Here is a 25,932-nt window from a genome sequence, read left to right on the forward strand (position 1 = left end):
AATATCTTTGCCGGATACCAATAAAAAAAACTGCAGATGATACTACAGAACACACAAACTTTTATGAACCGCATTTTATTGGCGGCGATACTTTTTGTTTGCTGTCAAAATGCGCATGCGCAGACACCAACAGATGCCGTGATGATGGATAAAGGCCTTATCTGTTTCGACTTGTCGTATAGTCACGACGCATGGCACGAATACTGGGAAGGCACGAAGAAAAGGGAAAATGGAAATATCGGCACACTGACCAGGCACACAATCTCCCCGATGTTTGACCTGGGCATCACCGACAGGATTAACGTGATGGGCGGCGTTGCTTATGTGCTCACCCGCCCTAGTGCAGGACAGATTGAAGGCACAGAAGGCTTTCAGAATTTGAACCTCGCCGTGAAAGTTTCCGCGCTGGAAACAGCACTGGGACCGGGACGAATCCATGCATTGGCAACCATTGGATTCTCTACTCCGGTCAGCGATTATGTTCCCGACTATGCTTATAGCATTGGCCTCGGCTGCACAGAAGGTTCACTGCGGCCTATCCTGCAATATAAACTGAACAATGGCTTTTATGCGAGAATACAGGGTGCGTACAACCTCCGCGGTAATTGCACACTGCCGCGCGATTACTATTATACTACACAGGCATATTTCAGTAATGAAGTGGATATGCCGGATGCCATTGACTATTCCGCCACTATTGGTTACGAAACGCATGATGAAACATTTAAGTCAGAGATCTTTTATGGCGGATTCAACACACTCGATGGTTTCGATATCAGGGTGCAGGATATGGGATTTCCATCCAACGAAATGGATTATACCAACATAGGCGCTATAGCACATTACTATCCAACCTTTGTGAAAGGTTTAGGTGTACATGTATCCGGAAGCTATGTATTAACCGGGCGAAACGTAGGACAATCTACCAGCATTGGCGGTGGCGTAAGCTATTTCTTCGCACTATGGAACAAAGACAAAAATTAATTCATCCTTACCACTAACAGGTATCATAAACTCAATCAAGATGACCAGAAATTTCTTACCGATTATCATGCTTATCATATCCGTGGCGCTTTTTCTGCAGGCATGCAACACGGATATCCCTACAGGTATGAGCATTCAGCCATACACTTACAAATCGCTGGACGAAAATGGAGGCAACTGGAAACCGGTGTTGCTGAGCAGTGGAAGTGAACTGACAGTTGCCGCACCTGCTGATGTAACTTCAACTGGCTATCAGCAGGAGTTGTCAGATCTGAAAACTTCTATCAGTCAGCTCACCGATGATCAGAAGGCCATTGTTGAATACTGGGGCACCAATTCACTCATCCGCTGGAATGAAATTGCCAGCGAAATGGCGGCCAAATACAATTTGCCGCCAACGCCAAATCCTGATGGCACTTACTCTGCTGCGGATCCGGCTAATCCCGGCAAGTATCCCTATTTTCCGTTTGCTCATCCGCAGTATACCTGCCGGATGTTTGCTTACTGGGGTGCTGCACAGTTTGATGCCTTGATTTCAGTTTGGCATGAAAAATACACTTATAACAGAATGGCTCCCTACAAAGCAGATGCATCCATTCAAACATTGCTGCCCAAAAATGATTTGCCGTCATATCCTTCGGAAGATGCGGCAATAGCAGCCGTTTCTGAAGTGATTCTTTCCGCCATGTTCCCGCTTGAGAAGGACTATATTCTTTCAAAATCTGCGGAACTGAAAAACGCGCGCATCTGGGCGGGCATGAATGTGGCAAGCGACATTGCCGCAGGTGATTCACTCGGCCGCGCCGTTGCTGCCAAATTTGTTGATCGTGCCAAGACAGACGGGATGAAAAATGCGCAGACACCTAAACCTGTTTCTGACTCCATTAAGAATGCAGCGATCGCGAACTTCGGCTGGTCGTGGAAAAACCTGGAGACACCGGAACGGCCGGTTGGCCTGACTCCTTTGTTCAGCAAGGTGAAGCCATGGTTCATTCCCGGCGTGGAAGCAGTTCGCCCTCCGGCTCCACCCGCGCCCGGTTCTGCAGCATTTATTGCGGCAACAGATGAACTGAAAGGTTACATGAAAAATATCACCAAAGAAGAAGCAGATATCGCCTACTTCTGGGCAGACGGTCCGGGCACGTACACTCCACCGGGACACTGGAACAGGTTTGCCAAGGAATATATTGTACAGGACCAGTTGAATCCTTTGCGTACAGCCCGTGTTTATGCCTATCTCAACATGGCCATGGAAGATGCCGGCATCAGTTGCTGGGATGCTAAATATCATTATCACTATCCACGGCCTTCAGGTGCAGATGAGTCTATAAAAACCATCATCGGCATTCCGAGTTTCCCATCTTACACTTCCGGCCATTCCACCTTCTCCGGTGCAGGCTGCAGTGTGCTGACTTATTTTTTCCCTGAAGGATCTGCACAGTTTAAGCAATGGGCGGATGAAGCATCCAATTCGCGGATTTACGCACGCATTCACTATCGCTTTGACTGTGAAGTTGGATTAACAACAGGGGTAACAATCGGCAACTATGCCGTTGAAGCTGCAAGGGCTGATGGTGCTGATTAATGCGCAGAGGCAGGATAGACAATAACAGGCAGCGGGCGCATCAGTCCGCTGCTTTTTTTTGCACGCATTTGTTTGTATCATGTCTTCACAATCCGATATTCAAAAATGTATACTGCCGCTGAACCATTCTTTTCAGAAAAGGTGATTTCATTTTATCGCGCACTCCGGCTGCAACTTCCGGAACACCTGCAAACCACTGTATTGAATCCCTATTGTGAACGCAACGTGATGGATTATGTGCAGCAGTTCTTCCGAAAATATTACAACAACCACCATACACGCACCTTTCTTTTCGGCATTAACCCGGGAAGGTTGGGTAGCGGAGCAACCGGCATTTCATTTACAGATCCTGTTGCCCTCCGGAAATACTGTGGCATCGAAAATGACCTTGGCGATAAACGCGAGTTATCCAGCGAATTCATTTACCAGGTGATTGAAGCCTATGGCGGCGCTGAGAAATATTATAAACGGTTTTTCATGACTGCCATTTGTCCGCTGGGCTTTTTAAAAGGGTTGAAAAACTATAACTACTACGATGACCAAAATCTGCTCAAAGCAGTTTTACCCTTTATCAAGGCCAAATGGAAAGAACAGATCAGCTTAGGGGCTAAACATAAAGTTGCCATCTGTATCGGTTCAGGCAAAAATAAAAAAATGATCACCACGCTCAATCAGGCATATCCATACTTTGAAAAAATCATCTTCCTCGAGCATCCGCGGTTTATCATGCAATACCGTCGGAAACGAATGGCGGAGTATATTGATGCATACCTCGAAGCGATGGAGTCTGCATAATATGGTCGCAGATGCAATGACCCCGACGATCGGAGAAGATACAGAAGCTATCTCAATATATCCGGAGTCATCCGTCCCGATTGATTGAGATCAGGATCTCTTCCATACATTGACAGATGCCGAAATAAATCCGGCATGACAGCATTAATTGCCTGTTTTGAGATAGCTTCTTTTTCCGGCAGCACTTCAGTGACAGCACACATACTATTTTCAGAACTTCTGCCCCGATTCCTATCACCTTTCCCTTTATCAGTTTTCATTTTTGTTAGGATCATCGACGGATAATCTTTCCATTCGAAAATTTTCCCACAGGAATTAATTACCTGACCGTGACCGGGATAGTTGCATCGAAAATGCAACTGTTTTCAGTGATGGCTCCATGATAAGACGGAGACTTCATCCTTCCGCATATTCAGTCGTCTGGCATGATCAACTCAATTCCAGGACCAAATCATCCGCTTCCACCAGTGTCTTTTCATGCAACACGATTCTTTTTATCGTGCCGGCTTTGACGGCAGTAACAGAAGTTTCCATCTTCATTGCTTCAATCACAAACAGCGGTTGATTCTTTTTCACCTTCTCGCCTTCTTTCACAAACATCTTTGATAACATTCCCTGCAACGGAGCACCGATTTGGTTTTCACCGGCTGCCTTTTGATGCGTCTGTTTCTTGACCAGTGATTTCTTATCCAGCATTTCCACAGTACGTGTTTGCCCGTTCAACCGGAAGTACACCGTGCGATACCCGCTTTCATCCGCATCACCTACATATAATAAACGGATCATGAGTGTTTTACCCCGCCCGATTTCAACCAGGATTTCCTCATTACTCTTTAAGCCATAGAAGAATGCCGGCGTTGGAATGGAACTCACATCACCATATTGCCGCTGATGATGATAATAATCTTCAAACACTTTTGGATAAAATTTGTAAGACAGGAAGTCAGGCATGGTTTGAGCAGTATCAAACTGTTGCTGAAAGGCACTGAACTCCTTCTCTATTTCAATCGGTTTCAGGTGTGCATTGGGCAGGTCGGTGAATGGCACCTCATCCTTCAGCACCAACTGCTGCAGCACCTTCGGAAATCCACCGTATGGCTGGCCTATTTCTCCTTTAAAAAAACCCTTTACCGATTCAGGAAATGAAAGCATTCCACCCTTCGACAACACATCTTCTTTGGTTAGTTTATTCGAGATCATGAACATGGCCATATCGCCCACCACTTTGGATGATGGCGTTACTTTCACGATATCGCCAAACAATTCATTTACATCCTCGTAAGCTTTCTTGATTTCATCCATCCTGTCGGCCAGTCCCAGTCCGATAGCCTGTGGCTTCAGGTTGGAATATTGTCCGCCCGGTATTTCATGATGATACACTTCAGCTGTTCCGGCCATCAGCCCGCTTTCAAACGGATAATAATATTCACGCACATTCTCCCAGTAATTGGAAAACCTGTTAAGTGAATGAATATCCATCTTCAGTTCCCGTTCATGACCGCGCATCATCTCTGCAATAGAATTGAAGTTGGGCTGCGATGTAAGCCCCGACAATGAACTCAGCGCAACGTCAATTACATCCACGCCAGCTTCAATGGCCTTTAAGTAAGTGGCGGATTGTATACCTGACGTATCGTGTGTATGAAGGTGAATGGGAATGCTGACCGCTTCTTTTAAAGCGGTAATCAGTTGTGTGGCGGCAAATGGTTTGAGTAAACCGGTCATATCTTTAATACCCAGCAGGTGGGCACCCATGTCTTCGAGTTCACGGGCGAGATCGAGATAATATTGAAGCGTGTATTTTTTCCTGGCCGGATCAGCAATATCACCCGTGTAACAGATGCAGGCTTCGGCAAGTCCGCCGGTACGTTCACGCACGGCATTGATACTTACCTTCATGCTCTTCGTCCAGTTGAGCGAATCAAAGATCCGGAAAATATCCACGCCGCTTTTCCACGATTCCTCAATGAACTTTTCAACCAGGTTATCCGGATAGGCGGAATAGCCAATCGCATTGTTTCCCCGGATAAGCATCTGGAAAAGAATATTCGGAATCGCTTCGCGAAGCAGCTGCAGCCGCTCCCACGGATTCTCATGCAGGAACCGCAAAGCGACATCAAACGTGGCACCGCCCCACACTTCCATCGAAAAAACCTCCGGGTGATGATGAGCAAAGCTCTCGGCAACAGCCAGCATATCACGTGTCCTCACGCGCGTGGCCAGCAGTGACTGATGTGCATCACGAAAAGTAGTATCCGTATAGTGTATCCGCTTCTCCGCTTTCAGCCATGCCGCAAATTTTTCAGGGCCAAGTTCTGTGAGCCGTTGTTTGGTGCCGGGTTGAATGGTTTCAAAATGATTGAAGTCGGGCACCTTTGGTTTTTGAAAGACTTTTGAATGATCGGTTTGCTGCACATCAGGATTTCCGTTCACGACAATGTTGGCGAGATAGCGTAACACTTTTGTACCACGGTCCTGCTTTTGTGAAACTTTTACCAGGTCAGGAAACAACTCAATAAACTTCACCGTTGCCCTGCCTTCGATGAAAACAGGATGCATGATGACTTTCTCCAGAAACGGGATGTTGGTCTTTACACCGCGAATCCTGAATTCGGTTAGCGTGCGGTGCATGCGGGCCGCAGCAGCATTCAGCGTTCGGCCATGCGCCGTAATCTTGGCGAGCATGGAGTCGAAGAAGGGAGACACCTTCACACCCTGGTATGAGCTGCCTTCATCAATCCTGATCCCATGACCGCCGGCATTGCGATAGGCAATGATGGTACCGTAGTCGGGCTTAAAATTATTGGCCGGATCTTCAGTGGTGATGCGGCACTGAATGGCAAAGCCGTAGCAGTGAATCACCTCCTGCGAAGGGATATCAATCTCCGCGGAATGCAGTGCTTTGCCATCAGCAATCAACAGCTGACTGCGTACGATATCGATGCCTGTTACTTCCTCTGTAACCGTATGCTCCACCTGTATGCGTGGATTTACTTCGATGAAGAAGACATTTTCGTCTTTGTCAACCAGGAATTCCGCGGTGCCGGCATTGTTATAATTTACTTTGCGAGCCAGCTGTAAGGCGTAAGCGAATAATTTCTCACGTGTTTCCCGCCGCAGCGAAGTGGAAGGCGCCACTTCCACCACTTTCTGAAACCGGCGCTGCACGCTGCAATCGCGTTCAAAGAGGTGAACGATATTGCCATATTCGTCACCGAGCAGCTGCACTTCTATATGCTTGGGATCTTCTACGAATTTCTCGATGAAAATAGTGTCATTGCCGAAGGCATTGCCCGCCTCACGGCGAGCTTCACCAAATGCTTTCTCCAGTTCTTCTTCTTTAAACAAAACACGCATGCCTCTTCCGCCGCCGCCTGCACTTGCTTTCAGAATCACCGGTAAGCCGATGCGCTTTGCTTCTTTCAGCGCTATCCTGGCATCCGTCAATGGCACTTTATTGTCTTCAATGACAGGCACACCACAGGAACGGGCTACCTGTTTGGAGGCCACCTTATCGCCAAGCTGCTCCATCACCTCCGGGCGCGGCCCTACGAAGATGATACCTTCTTCACCGCACCTCCTGGCAAAACTTACATTCTCCGACAGGAATCCATAGCCGGGATGAATGGCATCCGCTCCGTTCATCTTAGCAATGCGCAGTATCTCTTCAATGTCGAGGTAGGGCTTCAACGGTTCATCATCTGCACCAATCTGATAGGCTTCATCCGCTTTATAACGATGCAATGAATAACGGTCTTCATAGGTGTACACCGCTATGGTACGGATGCCGAGTTCAGAAGCAGCACGCAATGCCCTGATTGCAATCTCACCGCGATTGGCTACGAGTAGTTTTTTTATTTTCTGCATGAAGAGGGAATGAAAAAGTGGAATGAAAAAATGAAGTGAGCACTAAGTTACATGCCACCATCTGAATGAACAATGTACAAATCAAAGCTGTATACGGAATGAGAAGGTGTTAAGATTCCACTCTTTCGATTTCCGCCACCGGGCTAAACAAATATTGCTTTTTTGTCTTTACCTCTACACAGAGGTATCTCTTTCTCAGTTTAGCTCCCTTCCTGAACAACCTTCCGCCTCCATAGAGAAATAATCCATCCTGTTCCATGTCTTCCAAATGAAAGACGGGACGCCTGTTATACTTATTCAGCACTTTGGTCAGTACCGGATCTGCGCAATGTGTTGCCGAAGGATTGATGAAATACCGCTTTAAGGCCATGTGTGCATCCGGGGGAAAAATTCTGCGGCCGGCAAACTCATCCATCAATGCTTTGAATTCCTGCTTCCATTCCTTTCCGTGTGATGAAACGGTATGCCGGTACTTCTCCCATGTGGTAAGGTGTGCCACCTCATGCACGAATGTAACCAGGAACGCATACTTATTGAGATCGCCGTTTACCGTGATACGGTGGCCTTTACCACCACGCGGCCACTGGTAATTGCCCAGTATGGAAGTACGCTTACGGGTGATCGTCAGAGAGATCCTGTACATAACAATCCATTCCACTGCAATATCCACCGCTTCCGCAGGCAGGTAAGGCGACAGATGCTTTGTAATGTTTTCCGGAGCAGCCATTTTTCAGAACTGCATAAATGTCGCAACCATCATGAAGATGTCAAATTATTTCTTCGGCAGGAAGCACAAATATAAGCCGGACTGCAGCCCAAACGCCTGTTATTTTTTGTGTTTCTTATGCTGATGCTGTGCTTTCAGCAATGCACGGACCTCAAATACAGTAAAGCAGATATAAAATGCAAAGAAAGGAAGAATGAACATGGGATCTTTTGGCCTGGCTAAGAGCATATACACGATAATCAGTACTACACTGAGCATCAGTTTGAGCAGCACAATACCGTTTACACTGGCAACAAATCCGTAGCTGCTTTTTCCAAGACCATTTAAACCGATATAGATTGTTACGGCCGTAACCAAAAAGAAGAATGCCATCGAGATCCAGGAAAAGGCTTGAAATGGCAGCAAGGCAGGAATAAAAAAATTGGCAATTGCCGTAAGCACTGCAATGATCGCAGTGAAGATAACCAGTTTGATGAAGGCGGATCTGTACATTATTTCTTATCGTTCATCAGCTCCTTGTAAATAATATAAAGCGCCAGCAATACGGATCCGAAAGAACATACCACTTTAAAAAGGGGAAATGAAAATGCTGTCCATTTATCCAGGTAATAACCCGCAATAAATCCAAGTACCACGCAGGCAATGATCTGGTACGATAAGGAGATATATTTCAAATGAAGAAATCAGACAGCTTTTGATTCCTTCTGCATTTGTTGCGAAACTGGTTTTTCTGCCGGCTTCATCTCTTTAACGCCCATTTTGCAGCTACCGGTGAAACGTGCACCCGCTTCCACGACCAGCTTTCCGGTTACTATATCGCCTTCGAGGTAACCGGTGGCTTTAAGAAACAGCAGGTCACTCACTTCAACCTTGCCAAAAACTTTTCCGGAAATATCAGCGTTTTCGCAAATCATGTCACCATCTACAATGCCGCTCGCGCCAATCACCACCTTTGCCTTGGAGGTCAGCGTGCCTTTCATTTTTCCGTCAACACGGATGTCGTTGTCTGATTTAATTTCACCGTCTATCTGTGTTCCTGCACCAATAATATTAACTGCAGACTGATTGGGTGAAGGACTGGTGGTGATGGGCTTCGTCATGTGGTTTTCTTTCGTGTTGAACATGGCAATGAAATTTTAAAAAGTCAAAAAATTGAGTCGTTATTTAAAAACAAGGTAATCTTCCGGGTTCAATGGCAATCCTTTGTACCAAAGTTCAAAGTGAAGGTGCGGACCGCTGCTTAACTCACCCGTATTGCCGATAATGGCAATCACATCGCCCGCTTTTACGTAGTTTCCTTCTTCCTTTAACAGTACTGAATTGTGCTTGTACAAAGATATTAAATTATCATTATGCTGTATGGCCATTACATAGCCTGTTTCCGCCGTCCAGTTGGCAAAGATAACAATGCCGTCCAGTGTTGCTTTGATCGGTTCATTTTCAGGTGCCACGATGTCGACACCATAATGCTGTTCATTTCCATTAAAGGGTTCAGTAACATAACCTTTAAGGGGAGTAAAGAAATGAAAACCCCTGATGGCTGTTGATTTGCCGGTGAGTGAGGAAGTTTTAGACACCGAAAAACGTTGTTCTTCCTCCAAATCCTTGCGTAGCTTACGCTCCGACGGTGAAACCTTATCAAGGTCGATGGAGTCGTAACTTGGAGGCTGTGCAGGCGATGACTCCTCATTTACCTGTTCTGCATCCAACTCTCCGCTTATCACCCGTTTAATATTCTGCAGAAACAGGTTGTTCGCTTCCAGCACCCTTTCCATCGAATCGCTCCTGAGTTTCAGCTCCATCACATCGCGCCGCATATTTACATCAGCATAACCCGGAATATATTCCCTCAACGGGGTGTACACTATGGCTGAAACAGTCACCAGCACAAGTATGACAAGGATCGTACTCACCAGCACATATACATTCATCCTGGTAAGCTGAAAGGAGGATACTTCCTCAAAGGTCTCATCATTCAGCAAAACCAGCCGGTATTTGTCTGTAAGCCGTGCCATCCACGACTTCTTTTTCTTGATATCAACCGGTTCTTCCGACATAGAGAATTCAGCTGCAAAGATGACATAAACATAGTGTTTGAGGAAAATTTCTTTCGAACAGGATAAACAACTGTACCGCTGTTTTTCCGTCAGTTGGTTAAGTGACGCTTTCAAAAAAATATGCTCCGGGAAGATCAATCAATAAAATCACAGCGTACACTTTCCTGGCAGTATCACCTGTTGGCATGCCGCATAAAGTAACCACAATCACTTTGACGCTAACTCATTATGTTTGCGCTTTCATTATGCATAAACGGCTCAGTTCATTCTTATTCATCGGTGGCATCCTCCTGCTGATTGTTCCGGATGCTATCGTTTTTTACCTGATCATGCCGGTGCCCACGAGCCAGCATTCAGATCAGATCGCAGCAGGTCATTTTCTATATCAAACGCTATGGTATGCCAGGATCTTAGGTCTTTTATGCGTACTGCCGTTGATAATTCGAACCTGGAAACGGGGCCGGCTTATTTCAATTGGCTTCACTACCGGAATACTGGCCATTGCCGTTGTGCTGGTTTACCTGTTAGGGTTTCGCTACATGCCGGAAAATGTCTTTAAAGAACCCGAAACCCTGCTGTTTGCCCCTCCTTCCGGAAATACCATTCCCCTCAACAATTATGTATTGGGTATTGTCATGAACGGCGAAGCCAAAGCATACCCGCTGAAATTTGTAGGATATCACCATAAAATACAGGACCTCGTTGGTGGCGCACCGGTTTTGGTTACTTATTGCACGATGTGCAGAACAGCCATGGCTTATGATCCTGTTATCAATGGTAAACGGGAAAAATTCAGGCTCGTAGGCGCAGCCTTTAACAATGCCGTGATCGAGGATGAAACGACTAAATCATGGTGGTACCAGTCAACCGGCATTGCCGGCGCAGGACCCTTAAAAGGCACGGCCCTTAAAACAATTCCAGTTGAACAGATGACGCTTGCAACATGGATCAGCGAACATCCTAATACATTGATTATGCAAGCTGACCCGGCTTTCACCACGCAATATGCAAAGCTCAGGAACTACGACATCAACGTGCCTGCCGCCAATACAGATCCTTCCCGGAACAAATCCTTTTTGCCGAACAGTTGGGTGATTGGTGTAATAGCAGGTGACAGTTCAGCCGTCTTTCTCTGGAATGAACTAACTACAAAGAAAATCATCAATACTGTAGTCGACACGCAGCCCATTGTTATTGTGCTGCAGCAGGATGGATTTTCCTACCATGCCTTTAAGAGCAGCATGGATGGTGTTGCACTTACATTTACACAACTCAACGACAGCCTGATCACCGATCAGCAAACAAATTCTGCCTGGAGCCTTAAAGGTGAATGTTCCGGAGGACAATATGCCGGCAAAAAACTTGTGTCCATAGCAGCTTATCAAACTTATTATCATTCCTGGGAAAGGTTTTATGGAAATAAACACAAAAACGCACCCTATTCAATAAGCAATAACAAATTCTTAAATGCACCATCTGCCGGCAAACATTAAGCAATGATGTCATCTTTTTTGTGCAGCATACAACGGGCTTAACCTTTACACATTCACCAGTCCTGAACCGCCACCCCACCTGCGGGCTATGAAGCTGATTTTAAACAATAAGTACTTGAAAACCGGTGTGCTGCTATCAGCTATCATTGTTTGTTCCATGCCACTCTTTGTTAAACTCGGCACAGCACCGATTTACATGTGGGATGAAGCAACGTATGCCAACAATGCGCTTGATATGTACCTGGCAAATGATGCAATAGTAGTGCGCATGGAAGGCCAGCCCGACCTCTACAACACCAAGCCGCCTTTTGTATTATGGATGCAGACCATCAGCCTGCATCTTTTCGGATGGAATGAGTGGGCAATCAGGTTGCCTTCGGCGGTTTTTGCCCTCCTTACGATGTGCCTGTTGCTGTGGTTCAGCATGGTGGTGCTGGAAAACGCATTGATTGGCATTATGGCAATGTTTACGCTGGCCTCTGCGAATGGTTTCATAGCTGTTCATGTTGCCCGCAGCGGCGATCCCGATGCCACGCTTGTCTGGTGGACGACCTTATACACTCTCGTATTCCTTAAGTTCCTCTTGAAACCCGGAAATCCGAAGTCGCATTTTCTACTCATAGCGCTTGGTCTGTCAGGCGCTTTTCTGACCAAAGGCATTGCCGGTTGGTTTTTGCTGCCGCTCATGGTGATCACCGCCCTGCTGCATGGAGATTTCTGGAAGCTGTTACGACTGAAGGAAACATACATTGCCGGCTTGGCAGTACTGTTTGTCGCAGCCGGTTATTATCTGCTGCGCGAAAAAATGGCGCCCGGTTATTGGACCGTTGTTTATCACTCGGAAATTCTGCGGTTTAACAATACGGTGATGAGCTGGCATGTGCAACCATACTATTTCTACCTGCTGAATATGATACAGGGAAGGTTTACTCCCTTCTTCTATGTGTTACCCTTTACTTTATTGGCTTTCTGGATGGAACGTGACAGCGTCATCCGGCAATGCCTGATATACCTGTGGATATTATCACTTGGCTATTTGCTGCTCATCTCTTATCCAGCTGATAAACTGGAATGGTATGATGCCCCCATGTATCCGCAGCTGAGCCTGCTGATAGCTATTTTTTGCAACAGCCTTATCAGAACGGTCACCGAAGTCAGGATGAATAATAAATTAAACCGGCTTGTTCTCAGGGGGTTTCTGGCGACTTCCCTGTTTTTGCTTTTTGCTGTGCCTTATCAGCAGATGGTGCAAAGAGTTTTAGAGGAAGATGATATCACCTATGCCTGGGATCACAGCCAGCTGGATGAATTCCGGATAACAGGAGCATTCATGAAATTCCTGAAAGAAAAAAATCCAAACCTTAAAGAATACACTATCCTTAAATCACCACCGGCCGACCCGGAGCATTATGATCAGTTCTTATTTTACAAGCGGACGTATGAGTTAAAGGATCAATATGTAATCAATCTTAAAAACCACCCGAAGGATTTACAACGCGGGGAAAAGGTCTTGATCTGTGAAAAACCACTGATGGATTCGGTTCAGCGGTATTGGTCAACTACTCCTTTGCAGGTATGGAAAGACTGCCGCTTAGACAGCATTGAAGGGGTGATTAACAATGCTCTTGATGAACCAGCCAATATCCAATAAAAGGGCAGAGAATACGTTAGCATCCACCGTGGAACCGATTTCAATAATATTGCAGCAATTTGCCCCTTTTCGAATATTTTTACCGTTTAAGAATTACCTTACTGATCTTCAAACCTGATGCATTTGCGTAGTAAAACACGTTACCTTCTCCCGGCTTTCTTCACCGTTCTCCTTTTATCAGCCTGCTCTTCAGGCAAGAAAGGAGGACAGTCCTATTTCGGCAAGGTGTATCATAATACCAGTGCGCATTATAACGGGTACTATTATGCAAATTTGAAGATGACGGAAGCAGAGCAGCAGATGCGCATGGGCAAAAAAGACGACTACACCAGGCTGCTCCCCATTTATGACATAGGTAATACGGACGATCCTGCCGCAGGAAGTGAGATGGATTCGGTCATCAAGCGCCTTACCATCGTAGTGAAACTGCATCCGAAAAGCAAGTGGGCAGACGATTGTTACTTCAATATCGGCAAAGCCTATTTCTACAAGAAAGACTATGAAGCGGCATTGTCAACTTTCCAATTCGTATCCTCAGAGTTCAAAGAAAAGGTACCATCCGCCGGCAGCAGCAGCAGCTCTTCAGTCAAGAAAAAGCGTAAAGGAAAGCCAATGACAAAGGCGCAACGTGATGCACAGCGCGCCAAGGAAGAAGCAAAGGCTTCATCGGAAAAGGAAGGGGGAGCACTAGATTTTTTAAAGCACAAGCCCATTCGTAATATCGACTTATTATGGATGGTGCGTTCCTATGCCAACCTGAAGAAGTATTCTGATGCCAATGCCATTATCGCCTACCTGGAAGAAGGCAATAAGTTTCCGAAAGATCTGGCGGAAGAACTGGCGCTCACGAAAGCGTACGTGGGTATACAACAGAAACAATACGATAAGGCCATTGATCCGATGGCGAAGGCGGCAGCACTGGCCACCAATAAAAAAGATCAGACCCGTTATACCTACATTCTTGCACAATTGCATCAGCTGAATGGTGACTATAAAATGGCCATTCAGAAGTACGGTGAGATCGCTGCCATGCGGCCTTCCTATGAAATGGAATTCAATGCAAAAATAAATGCGGGAAAAATATTTGTGCAGTCCGGTACAGGATCCTATAAAGAGGTGATGGCGCAACTGACAGAAATGTCGCGCGACGACCGCTATGAGGATTATTATGATCAGATCTATTACTATATGGCGCTGGTCAACCTGCGGCAGGACAAGGATGAAGAAGCAATCAGCAACCTCGAGGTATCCATAAAGAAAAGCTTCAGAGACATCAACCAGAAAGGGCTCTCTTTTCTTAAGTTAGGTGAACTAAGCTTTGCGGAAGAAGACTACCTGACAGCACAACCTAATTACGATAGCGCAGTTGCCTTCCTCGATCCTAAATTTGATACGCTAACACGCGTGAAAGAAATCAATACATTGCTCGATCGCATCGTGGAAGACATGAGAACCATTTTTGTGCAGGACAGCCTGCAAAAACTGGCGAAAATGAGCGAGAAAGAGCGGAATAAGATAATAGACAATGCCATCACCGCTGCTGAACGCCAGAAACAATATGCAGCGAAAGACACCATGCTGAGCCTGGAGACGCAAAAAATTCAGGAACTGCCAGGCAATCAGGCCGGAACATCCGGCAACTGGTATTTCTACAACACCTCCATGAAGGCCACGGGCTACAATGATTTCATCAAGAAATGGGGCAACCGGCCTCCTGAAGATAACTGGCGGCGCAGCAACAAAAAGTCGAACGACGTACAACTCGCAGATAATACTGAGCCAACACCCGATGCGGACAAAGAAGGTGACCTCGCAGCCGGTGCTTCGGCAAGCGACCGAGAAAGAAAAGCCATGTATGAAAATCTTCCGCTGACAAGCGAGAAGCTGGCGGCTTCCAACAATATCATCTTTGATGCGTATTATGACCTGGCCACTATTTACAAGAGTGACCTGAATAATGCTCCGAAAGCCATAGAAATATTTGAAAAAATGGCTGCCCGGTTTCCGGATAATGAGAACATTTACTCCGTGTATTACAACCTCTATCTGCTATACAGTCAAACAGGAAACATTGCAAAAGCTGAGACATACAAGCAACTTATACTGCAGAATCCTTCCAGTGTTTTTGCAATGGTCATAACTGATCCGGACTATCTGAATAAAAAAGAAGCGAAGAAGCATGAACTGAGCAACTATTATGCATCTACCTATGACTATTATATCCAAGAAAATTATAAAGATGTAATGAAACGGATACGGGCAGCTGACAGCCTCTTCAGACCCAATCCGTTGCAGGCAAAATTCGAATTGCTGGAAGCTATGGTAACCGGTAAAACACTTGGGCGCCAGCAGTATATTGATGCCCTTGACTCCATCGTAAAAAAATATCCCGCAGGAGAAGTACACGACAAGGCAATTGAAATCCTGACCGCTTTAGGTGTGCAGCAGACCGTTGTGCCTGCCAACAAGCAGATAAACCCAATGAATAAAAGCAGCCAGAATGCAAAGGCTGCACCCTATCAGATGCATCCCGACAATCCGCATTACCTGGTGATCGTATTCCCGACTATATCGCCGAAAACAAAGGATGTTTCCAATGGGTTGGTTGATTTTAATAAAGCCAAACATTCACTCGACAACTATAAGGTCGCCCCGCAATTGCTGGATACTAAAACGCAGATGATTGTTGTGAAGCAGATGAAAAACCGTACAGCTGCAATGACTTACTACAATGAAGTATCCGAAAGCGAGACACTCTTTGAAACGGTGGAAGATATCGGATACACCGTCTTTGTGATAGACGATAAAAACTTCCCGCTTTTTTACCAGCGTAAAGATGTTGCGGAATATGCAGATTTCTTTTCCAGGAATTATGAAAATGAAGATGATGAAGGTGATGAAGAAGGTGAATGATTTCACTGCTATCTTCTTCGTAGCCAATGCCGCATCAGGGCCGTTGCAAAAAAATCTTTCCTTCATTGCATGATGATCAACCGGTATTGATAATCGGCAATATTGCAGCAACCGGTGTGGCACAGAAATGGTTTCACCTGATGAAAAGCAGGCATAACTTCACTTTATTTGCAAAACAAATTGCCCGACTGCAACTGATCCGTTTGCATCATGCCCCAGCGTAAACAAGGAAAATCCTTTATCAGCTATTTCTGGTACTGTGTAACAGGCAGTGTTATCTTCTTTTTTGCTATGCTGTTGCTGGCGGCGGCAGGCGTCTTTGGTAAAATGCCATCCTTTGAAGAAATTGAAAACCCGCGCAGCTCGCTGGCTACAGAGGTGTATTCGGCAGACGGTGTGTTACTTGGCAAATACTATTTTCAAAACCGCTCCACATCATCGTTTGAAGAGATACCGGTGATGATCCGCAACTGCCTCATCGCTACTGAAGATGTTCGCTTTTACAGTCATTCCGGCATCGACTATTGGGGAACACTCAGGGCGGCATTGTCTACGTTGATTGGAGACCGCGAAGGCGCCAGTACGATTACCCAACAGCTCGCTAAAAATCTGTTTCCTAGGCCTTCATCTAATATATTCGCAACATTACTTTCAAAATTTAAGGAATGGGTGATTGCCATCAAGCTGGAAAGACGTTATACGAAAGATGAAATCCTGAATCTATATCTCCAAACTGTCGCTTTCAGTGAGAATGCATATGGTATCAAATCAGCGGCAAGAACTTATTTCAACAAAACACCTGACTCATTGCGTGTGGAAGAGGCCGCGCTGCTCATCGGCATGTTGAATGGAAGCACCATTTACAACCCGCGCCGCCATCCTGATTTTGCTTTTGCCCGCAGAAACGTGGTGATGTCGCAAATGAAAAAAAATGGCTTTCTGACGCAGCAGGTATATGATTCACTGAAACAGGTTCCTATTAAATTAAACTACGTAAGCCCTGATCATAATGAAGGTGCCGCCACGTATTTCCGTGAATATCTGCGGCAGGACCTTACGCAATTCTGTAAAGATCACCTGAAGCCTGATGGTTCACAGTACAATATTTACAGGGACGGACTCCGGATTTATACCACCATTAACTATAAGATGCAGCGCTATGCAGAGGATGCCGTGCAAAAGCATATGCGTGATTTGCAGAAGCAATTCAATGACAGCTATAAAGGCAGTGCCCCGTGGGGAAAGAGCGAGAAATATATTGAAGATGCAATGAAACGCAGTGAACGCTGGTTAAAAATGAAATCGGCAGGTATGCCGGAAGATTCAATACGTCTTGCATTCCAAACTAAAATCCCGATGACCGTATTTTCATACCGTGGAGAAATTGATACCACGATGTCACCTTATGACTCCATCCGGTATTATAAATTTTTCCTCCACTGCGGTTTCTTAGCCATGGATCCAACCAACGGAAATATTCTTGCCTGGGTAGGTGGTATCAATCATCATTATTTTCAATATGATCATGTAAACTCCAATGCGAAAAGGCAGGTTGGCTCCACCATAAAGCCCATACTTTACACACTGGCAATAGATAACGGATACTCTCCCTGCTTCCAGGTAGCAAATGAAAAAATAACATTTCCCGATTTTCAAAACTGGACACCTTCCAACTCTGATGGCAAGTATGGTGGCGTGGTTACCTTATACCAGGGACTCGAACAATCCATTAATACAGTAAGTGCTTTTCTTATGAAGCAACTCGGGCCTCAGCCCATGATTGACCTGTCGCGCCGTATGGGCATTACCAGTGATATGCCTCCATATCCATCCATTTGCCTTGGCGTGCCTGACATTTCTGTTTATGAGATGACTGGAGCTTATGGCACTTTCGCCAACCAGGGCATTTACACCAAGCCTCGTTACCTGCTGAGAATTGAAGATAACAAGGGAAGCGTGATACAGGACTTTACTTCCAAGCAGGTAGAAGTGATTTCAGACCAGGTTGCCTATGTGATGGTTAAAATGCTTGAAAATGTTGTTGATCACGGAACAGCAAGCCGTCTTCGCGGAAAGTTTCAGATCAAAGGTGAGATGGGCGGGAAAACCGGCACCACACAGGATAATACCGATGGATGGTTTATGGGCATCACGCCACAGGTGGTGGGTGGCTGCTGGGTTGGCGGCGAAGACCGTATTATCCGCTTTAAATCCATGTTTTACGGGCAAGGTGCAAGCATGGCATTACCTGTCTGGGCTTACTTTATTAAAAGCTGTTATGCCGACAAATCACTGAGCATCTCTCCTGATGCGCATTTTGCAATGCCGGAAGGCGAGATGAGTATCGAAACAGATTGCTCGAAATATAATGAAGCAACAGGGCAACAAAACACGGATTTTATTTTTGGAACCGGCGAAAAGAACCAATAAAGATCTGTTCCTGGCATAGAATAACCGGCTGCCATTGGTAATTTTTATCAGATGAATAATCTTGGGAACAAATACAACTATGCAGCGGCTATTGTCAACCTGTTGATTACTGCGTTCGGTGTATTGATCCTGCAATGGAGTGTACAGCCGGTTATTTACCTGTTTTGGATGGAAATAATAATCATTGTGATTGTTGCCTGCATCAGGATGATGGGTGCAATGGATGGAAAACCATTTATACAAACCCTTCCCGGAAAAATTCCATTGCTTATTGCTGCTTTATTTACAGGTGCCATGATAATTTCACTTGCTGTTGCATTCACCATCGGTGTATTTGCCAATGGTACTGATTCAGAGAGTTTCAAAGGCATTGGAATAGCCGTTGCCATACTCTGGTGTAATTACCTCAGCGGGCTGATCATACAGTTTTTCCTGAGCGGACATTTCAGAGTTGCCGTGCCTTTCACTGAATTGATTTTCTCTTTTGTCTACCTGCTGATACTGCTCGCATTCATCATGGCTGTTACACAACACCTCATACCGGCACTTTCTTCCCGTCAGTCGCCAACGCTGACTGGCTTGTCGGTGATTGGCATTAAATTTATCATTGACTGTTTACGGGCTTATCTGACACCGTATGTGACACCAGGTAGTGAGGAGTCACCATCACCGTAATATTGAATACCTGATCTACAGCGCAAAAACAGATGGGCGCTGCATTTCAATAGGAGACTGGCCCGGCCGGATTTTATTGGGAATCCTGATATTCAGTTAAGTGAACAGGCGATCATACTGCTGCATTACAGTAATTCACTTCAGGAAAAATGATGATTAAACTATCATGTAAATAATGAATATTTGCAAGTAGCAAAAATGAGATCAGATGGAGAATAGCAAGTGGGATGTTTTTATTTGCCATGCGGGTGAAGACAAGAGTGATGTGGTGCAGCCGCTTACCATACATTTCAAGGAAGCGGGAATAACCTATTGGCTCGATGAAGGCGAGATTCTGTGGGGCGACAGCATCATCACGAAAATAAATGAAGGGCTCGTCAAATCCCGCTACGTGCTGGTGGTGCTGAGCGATGCATCCGTCAATAAAAACTGGCCGTTGTTTGAGCTGAATGCCATGATGAGCCAGGAAGCGGAAGAAGGCAATGTCAAAATTCTGCCACTGCTGAAAGGTACAGATGAAGTGATAAAAAGCATACGGTCGAAAATGATTTTGCTGAGAAACAAGTCATTCCTGAAGTGGAAAAACAATCCGGCTGAAATTGTTCATGCATTACAAAAAAGACTCGGCATCAATACTTCGCCTGCTCAGTCACAAATGCAGGATAACCTGGCCCTTCAGGCATCCGCCACGGAAGACGTAAACACACTTGTCGTCAGCAAAGCGGCAACCACACCGAAAGACTGGCTGAAATATAAATTAGTTGCCTTTGATCTTGATGGTACTTTATTAAAGGGTTATACCTTTTCATGGACACTGATTTGGGAATATCTCAAGTATCCGCGGAAGCTGCAAAAGACCGGCATGCAACGTTACCGTGCCGGCAAAACTACCTATAAACAATGGTGCGACTGGGCAGTGAATCTGTTTATGGAAAAAAACCTGCGACGCGAAGATTTTTCTGCCATTACACAGCAGGTGACGCTCACCAAAAATTTTATGGATACCATAAAATTGCTGAAACAGGAAGGCATCATCCTGGCTATTATTTCAGGTGGCATTGATACGTTCCTGCATGAAAAGATTCCGGATGCAGAAAAACTCTTTGACTATATTTTCATCAATAAGTTGCAATTCGACGAAGATGGAAGGTTAAGCGGGGTTACAACAACCGACTATGACTTTAAAGGCAAGGCCACAGCCCTGGAACTCATTTGCCGGGTGAATGGCATTGATATTTCAGAGTCTGTCTTTATAGGCGAAGGATTTAATGATGAAGACATTGCCAGCGCCGCCGGATTATGCATTGCTTATCCGCCTTCCACCGCGCAAGGTGTAAGCCAGGTAGCTGATGAAGGCATTGAAGATGATGATCTTTCAAAAATTATTGAATTCATCATCGGCAAATAATACGAACAGCGAATTGCATCATTGAGTGCGCCTTCAAAAAGCATCATACCGTCTAACTGACGCCATGCCATTCAACCGACATCATATAACTCAACCGACGTCACACCGAATTTATTTCGGCATCTCACGTTCAATGATATTGCTCCGCGAATTTTAAAGATCCTGAAACAAGTTCAGGATGACACATCGGTAATTGTACCTGATCACATTGACCGAAGTCATTCGCTTCAACGACGACATGCACTTCAGCCAGCGCCATGCCTTTCAATCCAACTCATGCCATCCAACCGATGTCATACAATCCAACCGACGTCATGCTATCCAACCGACGTCATGCAATCCAGCCGAAGTCATACAATCCAACCGACGTCATGCAATCCAACCGACGTCATGCCGAATTTATTTCGGCATCTTACGTTCAATGATATTGCTCCGCGAATTTTAAAGATCCTGAAACAAGTTCAGGATGACACATCGGTAATTGTAACTGATCACATTGACCGAAGTCATTCGCTTCAACGACGGCCTGCACTTCAGCCAGCGCCATGCCTTTCAATCCAACTCATGCCATCCAACCGATGTCATACAATTCAAGCGACGTCATCCAATCCAACCGAAGTCATGCAATCCAACCGAAGTCATACAATCCAGCCGACGTCATGCTATCCAGCCGACGTCATGCCGAATTTATTTCGGCATCTTGCCATCAAGAACAGAACTCCGGGAATACTAAAGATTGCTGAAAAAAGTTCAGGATGACGCATCGGCCAGTGCAACCAATACAATGAATTAATCGCATGCCATGCTCATAGATCACCCATGAAAACCGGCATTCATTACCATACCTCATAGCTGATTCAGAAACATAAACTTCGCCGAATCATATTTCCCGCTTTCTATCAATTCACGCAGCCTGACTGTTGATTCATAAGGCGCCTTCACGATAAACATATTCACCAGCCAATCCGGGATGTTGCCACCAGGATCAAAACGCACCTGGTAGTTGATGCTGATCGCTCCGCCGGCAAGCGGAGTAATTTCATAACCACCAACAAAAACTGGCAGTCGTACAAGACCTTCCTTAGCAGGAATATAATCGGCCACAGCCACTGAGGAAGTATACACTTTTTTAGTCTGAGCATCCTGCCATATTTTGAAATGTATGGCAATATCACGATCACTGAAAGGGTATGGCAAATCGTTTACCTGGTACTGATACTGCTCCGTTTCACTTATCTTATTAAGAACGGAAGAATACGTGCAGGAATAAATCCATTCACTATACCGGTCGGCATCTGTAATAGCAGCTACAACAGCATTCATAGGCGCGTTAACGGTGACTTGTGTCCGCAGCTCATCTATCGCATACCCTTCCACATGTCGCGTATAAATCCTGATGCCATTCTGATCTCTTGAAAGTTTCCAGTTTTCGTCCTGGCCAATGACGGTTTGACTTGTGAATAGTGCCACAGCCAGCAGTAACATATTTCCCGGTTTCATTTTCATTTCTTGATAGTGCGGATGGTCAAAACTACAAAAGTATAAGGCAATGCCCTTCCAGTCCGGCATCCTGCGAAACGTATCTGTATCAAAAATATTTCCTGTTTATGTTCGATTGATTTGAAAACAATCGCTCACGAAGCATGAGCTCGCTGATGAGTATATAATGTAAAATGCTCTCAAAGGTTACAGTCGCCGTGCAAAGAATTTACCTTCAGCAGCGATAAAAAGACCAAACATATTATTTCAATATCTGTTCAATATCCGGATCACCTTCCAGCTGATACATTTGTTTCACAATCCATGGGTAACGTTTGGCAACCCAACGGCTTAATGGTTTAACTTTATAGACCTTTGGATTGGGCAGGCTGGCAGCAATCATGGCGGCTTCTGTTCTGGATAACTTTGCGGCAGGTTTACCGAAATACGTCTGTGCCGCGCTTTCAATCCCAAATACTCCGTCTCCCATCTCTGCCACATTCAGGTACAGATCCAGTATGCGCTGCTTGCTGTATAAGCACTCAATCATGAAAGTGAAATATACCTCCATCCCCTTTCTAAACCAGGTCCTTCCCTGCCAGAGAAATACGTTTTTCGCCACCTGCTGACTGATGGTGCTGGCCCCACGCACCCTGTTCGGATGCTTCTCATTGTACTTCATGGCCTTTTCAATGCTGGTAAAATCAAAACCGCTGTGATCCGGAAACAATTGATCTTCACTCGCTATTACTGCAAGCTTTGCATGGCGACTGATCTGGCTATAAGCCACATAATCGCGCTTCATCCCATGGCCTTCAAACAAACTGACTAACTGTGTAACAGTTACCGGTGGGTTTACCCACTTCACCAAAAACAAATAAGCCAGCTGAAAAACAAACAACGCAAACAGCGTACGCAGGATGAATCGTCGTATTGTTGAAATCGATTGGGTGAGTTTCATGTTATCTGTCGCTTGCTGATACCCTATGACGTCAAATATAATATTCATCGTGTAGCTTTCCAGATGCGGTTTAACAAGGCTGTCGTCAGGAATGTTTGCCTGCCAGGCAGAAAAGCCAGATGTTATTGCATGATGATATCGTCAATAATAAATGCAGGCAGTACCGCAAATGTTCCTGCTTCGCCCACCGGATAGCAGGGCTATGGTTGCTAAATAAAAAAGGGGAGTACTGTAAAGCAGTTTCTGCTTGCGCCTTAATACACGAATCACTAATTTGACCGCGATTCCAACACATAAATCAAGAGTCATTGCATGAAGCCTCTTCAGCATCTATTCGACAAGAACAAAGCATGGTCGGACCGCATATCTTCCACGCAACCTGACTTCTTTGCCAAATTGCTGCAGCAACAATCACCCGAGTATCTCTGGATCGGTTGTTCAGACAGCCGTGTGCCGGCTAATGAAATTGTTGGATTGCTGCCCGGCGAATTGTTTGTGCACCGCAACGTTGCCAATGTAGTGGTACACACAGATTTTAATTGCCTTTCGGTAATTGAATATGCGGTGGAAGTACTGCGCGTAAAACACATTATCGTGTGCGGTCATTACGGATGCGGTGGTGTGCAGGCAGCGTTAAAAGACAATCAACTGGGCTTAATCGACAATTGGCTTCGTCATATTAAGGAAGTGTGGAAAAAATATGAGAAAGAGATCAGCTTGATAGAAGATGAAAACCAAAAAGTTGACCGCCTTTGCGAGCTGAATGTCATTGAACAGGTGGTGAACGTCTGTAATACTACTATCATACAAAAGGCCTGGGAAAAAAAACAACAGGTTACAGTGCATGGATGGATTTATAGTATCCGTGATGGAAAGCTGAGGGATTTGAATGTGCAACTCTCCAATTCAGACACCTTAAAAACATTTTACCAGGCCGAAGGACCATCTTCACCGGGGCAAGAATGAAATTGCTTACTTAAGCGAACCGTAATTTGACTACAGAAGATTTTAAGAATCTCTTTCCGCATCTCCCGGATGACCCGGGTGTATACCGCTTTATTGATGAAAACAATGTGATGATATATGTAGGGAAAGCCAAGAACCTTAAAAAACGCGTCACCAGCTACTTTGTAAAAAATCATGCGCAGTATAAAACCAGTGTTATGGTGCGCAACGCCAAACGCATCGAGTTTACCATTGTGGCCACCGAGCAGGATGCATTGCTGCTGGAAAACACACTGATAAAGAACTATCAGCCACGCTACAACATCAACCTGAAAGATGACAAGACTTATCCCTTCATCTGCATAAAAAAGGAAAATTTCCCACGCGTTTTTCTTACCAGGCATATTGAACGCGACGGTTCGGAATATTTCGGCCCTTATACTTCCGTAGCACGGGTAAGCAGCATTCTTGATTTTATCAGAAAGATGTATCCGCTGCGTACCTGCAATCTTCAGCTCAGTGAAAAAAACATTACGGCGAAAAAATTCAAAGTATGCCTCGAGTTTCATATAGGCAATTGCAAAGGGCCTTGTGAAGGCAGGCAAACAATGCAGTCTTATGATCACAGCATTGCGCAAATCCGGCATATCCTGAAAGGCAACCTGGGCGAAGTGATTCAAAACCTGAAAAAGGATATGCAGGACCATGCCGATCATTACAGGTTTGAAGAAGCAGAAACGCTCAGAAAACAGCTGTTATCGTTGCAGGATTACCAGAGTAAATCACTGGTAGTACATCCAACCATCACCAACGTCGACGTCTTTTCCTTTAAAGAGGATGAAAAGAATGCTTATGTAAACTGCATGCGCATTGTCAATGGATCCGTTATACAGACACGGACACTGGAAATCAACAAAAAGATAGAAGAACAAAAAGAGGAAATCCTGGTGTTCGTGATACATGAATTGCGCAATCAGCTGCAGAGCAACTCAAAGGAAATTATCGTACCCTTCAAACTGGATTTTCCTGAAAAGGACATTATGGTAACCGTCCCCTCGCGTGGTGACAAGAAAAAACTGCTCGAACTTTCAGAAAAAAATCTTGCTTACTACCTGCTGGCGAAAATGAAAGAAAGCATTGACAACAAACGAGAGTCGCCTGCCATAAGAATACTATCTCAACTGCAAAAGGATTTCCGGCTTACGGAGTTGCCCGTACATATTGAATGTTTCGACAATTCAAATTTCCAGGGTGCGTACCCCGTTGCTTCGATGGTCGTATTCAGGAATGGAAAGCCCGCAAAAAAAGATTACCGTCATTACAATATAAAAACCGTTACGGGCCCCAATGATTTTGCCTCAATGGAAGAGATCGTATTTCGCCGTTATAAAAGATTACAGGATGAAAAGCAGTCGCTGCCGCAGCTTATTATGATTGATGGAGGTAAGGGACAGCTGAACGCTGCCATGAACAGCCTGGAAAAATTAGGACTTACCGGCAGTGTTGCAATAGCAGGCATTGCGAAGCGATTGGAGGAAATTTATTTTCCGGGTGATCCGTTACCATTGTATGTCGATAAAAAATCACCATCTCTAAGGCTCATTCAGCAGCTGCGCGATGAAGCGCATCGCTTTGCCATTACGTTCCATCGCCGGAAGAGAGATAATGCTACCTTACAATCGTCCTTACTTCATATCAAAGGTATCTCCGACAAGACCGCAGAAAAATTATTAAGACACTTTCATTCTGTTGAAAAAATCAAGTCAGCATCCTCTGAAGAACTGAATGCTGTTATCGGAAAGCACCGGTCTGCTTTGATACAAGCTCATTTTCAGCATAGAAACACAGCTGAATCTTCATCACAACAGGAACAGGAACAGAATTAGATAATTACGATTGCACAGCCTGACAAAGTATCATCCGGTTATCCGCAGATTCATCTTGGTTCAATTTTCGCAGTGA

General features: G+C 45.2%; 20 protein-coding genes. 11 read left to right on the forward strand and 9 right to left on the reverse strand.

The window, feature by feature from the left end:
* Window positions 1-36 precede the first annotated feature (36 nt).
* The 3 genes from K1X61_01560 to K1X61_01570 all read left to right on the forward strand — a co-directional run bounded on the left by K1X61_01560 (window position 37) and on the right by K1X61_01570 (window position 3,364).
* Window positions 37-984, forward strand: coding sequence for a hypothetical protein (locus K1X61_01560; protein ID MBX7107311.1), 948 nt, complete (start codon window positions 37-39; stop codon window positions 982-984).
* Between the two features lie 40 nt (window positions 985-1,024).
* Window positions 1,025-2,569, forward strand: a complete 1,545-nt coding sequence (locus K1X61_01565) for a phosphatase PAP2 family protein (protein ID MBX7107312.1) — start codon at window positions 1,025-1,027, stop codon at window positions 2,567-2,569.
* 105 nt (window positions 2,570-2,674) lie between these two features.
* Window positions 2,675-3,364, forward strand: a complete 690-nt coding sequence (locus K1X61_01570; protein ID MBX7107313.1) for a DUF4918 family protein — start codon at window positions 2,675-2,677, stop codon at window positions 3,362-3,364.
* A 47-nt stretch (window positions 3,365-3,411) separates the two neighbouring features.
* Here the strand turns inward: K1X61_01570 and K1X61_01575 are convergent, their stop codons facing one another.
* The 7 genes from K1X61_01575 to K1X61_01605 form a co-directional block, all read right to left on the reverse strand.
* A complete protein-coding gene (locus tag K1X61_01575) occupies window positions 3,412-3,624 on the reverse strand; it encodes a hypothetical protein (protein ID MBX7107314.1) in 213 nt (70 codons plus the stop codon).
* A gap of 169 nt (window positions 3,625-3,793) precedes the next feature.
* Entirely contained in the window at window positions 3,794-7,231 is a 3,438-nt protein-coding gene (locus K1X61_01580; protein MBX7107315.1) for a pyruvate carboxylase, read from the reverse strand.
* A gap of 109 nt (window positions 7,232-7,340) precedes the next feature.
* Window positions 7,341-7,958 (reverse strand): SprT-like domain-containing protein, encoded by a 618-nt coding sequence (locus tag K1X61_01585; GenBank protein MBX7107316.1) that lies wholly within the window; start codon window positions 7,956-7,958, stop codon window positions 7,341-7,343.
* Between the two features lie 99 nt (window positions 7,959-8,057).
* A complete protein-coding gene (locus K1X61_01590) occupies window positions 8,058-8,450 on the reverse strand; it encodes a hypothetical protein (protein ID MBX7107317.1) in 393 nt (130 codons plus the stop codon).
* Window positions 8,450-8,632, reverse strand: a complete 183-nt coding sequence (locus tag K1X61_01595) for an AtpZ/AtpI family protein (protein ID MBX7107318.1) — start codon at window positions 8,630-8,632, stop codon at window positions 8,450-8,452. Before K1X61_01595 ends, K1X61_01590 begins: the two co-directional genes overlap by 1 nt.
* A 9-nt stretch (window positions 8,633-8,641) precedes the next feature.
* Window positions 8,642-9,082: a polymer-forming cytoskeletal protein gene (locus K1X61_01600; GenBank protein ID MBX7107319.1), complete on the reverse strand. Its 441-nt coding sequence runs from the start codon at window positions 9,080-9,082 to the stop codon at window positions 8,642-8,644.
* Window positions 9,083-9,118: 36 nt separating this feature from the next.
* Window positions 9,119-10,129, reverse strand: a complete 1,011-nt coding sequence (locus tag K1X61_01605) for a M23 family metallopeptidase (GenBank protein MBX7107320.1) — start codon at window positions 10,127-10,129, stop codon at window positions 9,119-9,121.
* A gap of 131 nt (window positions 10,130-10,260) precedes the next feature.
* Between K1X61_01605 and K1X61_01610 the strand changes: the two genes are divergently transcribed.
* The 6 genes from K1X61_01610 (at window position 10,261) to K1X61_01635 (ending at window position 20,585) form a co-directional block, all read left to right on the forward strand.
* Window positions 10,261-11,508: a DUF3179 domain-containing protein gene (locus tag K1X61_01610; protein MBX7107321.1), complete on the forward strand. Its 1,248-nt coding sequence runs from the start codon at window positions 10,261-10,263 to the stop codon at window positions 11,506-11,508.
* Window positions 11,509-11,665: 157 nt separating this feature from the next.
* Window positions 11,666-13,159, forward strand: a complete 1,494-nt coding sequence (locus tag K1X61_01615; GenBank protein MBX7107322.1) for a glycosyltransferase family 39 protein — start codon at window positions 11,666-11,668, stop codon at window positions 13,157-13,159.
* Window positions 13,160-13,282: 123 nt separating this feature from the next.
* A complete protein-coding gene (locus K1X61_01620) occupies window positions 13,283-16,072 on the forward strand; it encodes a tetratricopeptide repeat protein (GenBank protein ID MBX7107323.1) in 2,790 nt (929 codons plus the stop codon).
* 210 nt (window positions 16,073-16,282) lie between these two features.
* A complete protein-coding gene (locus K1X61_01625) occupies window positions 16,283-18,502 on the forward strand; it encodes a transglycosylase domain-containing protein (GenBank protein MBX7107324.1) in 2,220 nt (739 codons plus the stop codon).
* A gap of 51 nt (window positions 18,503-18,553) precedes the next feature.
* On the forward strand, window positions 18,554-19,177 hold the full coding sequence (locus K1X61_01630) for a hypothetical protein (protein MBX7107325.1): 624 nt from the start codon (window positions 18,554-18,556) through the stop codon (window positions 19,175-19,177).
* 208 nt (window positions 19,178-19,385) lie between these two features.
* Window positions 19,386-20,585 (forward strand): HAD-IB family phosphatase, encoded by a 1,200-nt coding sequence (locus K1X61_01635; GenBank protein ID MBX7107326.1) that lies wholly within the window; start codon window positions 19,386-19,388, stop codon window positions 20,583-20,585.
* Window positions 20,586-21,431: 846 nt separating this feature from the next.
* Here K1X61_01635 and K1X61_01640 read toward each other — a convergent pair.
* Together K1X61_01640 and mtgA are read right to left on the reverse strand one after the other, a co-directional pair.
* A complete protein-coding gene (locus K1X61_01640) occupies window positions 21,432-22,085 on the reverse strand; it encodes an START domain-containing protein (GenBank protein ID MBX7107327.1) in 654 nt (217 codons plus the stop codon).
* A 241-nt stretch (window positions 22,086-22,326) separates the two neighbouring features.
* Window positions 22,327-23,025 carry a monofunctional biosynthetic peptidoglycan transglycosylase gene (mtgA, locus tag K1X61_01645; protein MBX7107328.1) on the reverse strand — a complete coding sequence of 233 codons (699 nt, stop codon included), beginning with the start codon at window positions 23,023-23,025 and terminating at the stop codon, window positions 22,327-22,329.
* A gap of 312 nt (window positions 23,026-23,337) precedes the next feature.
* Here mtgA and can point away from each other — a divergent pair, with 312 nt between their 5' ends.
* Both can and uvrC read left to right on the forward strand, forming a co-directional pair.
* Window positions 23,338-23,991 (forward strand): carbonate dehydratase, encoded by a 654-nt coding sequence (gene can, locus K1X61_01650; protein MBX7107329.1) that lies wholly within the window; start codon window positions 23,338-23,340, stop codon window positions 23,989-23,991.
* A 26-nt stretch (window positions 23,992-24,017) separates the two neighbouring features.
* Window positions 24,018-25,856 (forward strand): excinuclease ABC subunit UvrC, encoded by a 1,839-nt coding sequence (gene uvrC / locus K1X61_01655; protein ID MBX7107330.1) that lies wholly within the window; start codon window positions 24,018-24,020, stop codon window positions 25,854-25,856.
* The last annotated feature ends 76 nt before the right edge of the window (window positions 25,857-25,932 follow it).

The sequence above is a fragment of the Chitinophagales bacterium genome (assembly GCA_019694975.1).
Taxonomy (GTDB): domain Bacteria; phylum Bacteroidota; class Bacteroidia; order Chitinophagales; family UBA10324; genus JACCZZ01.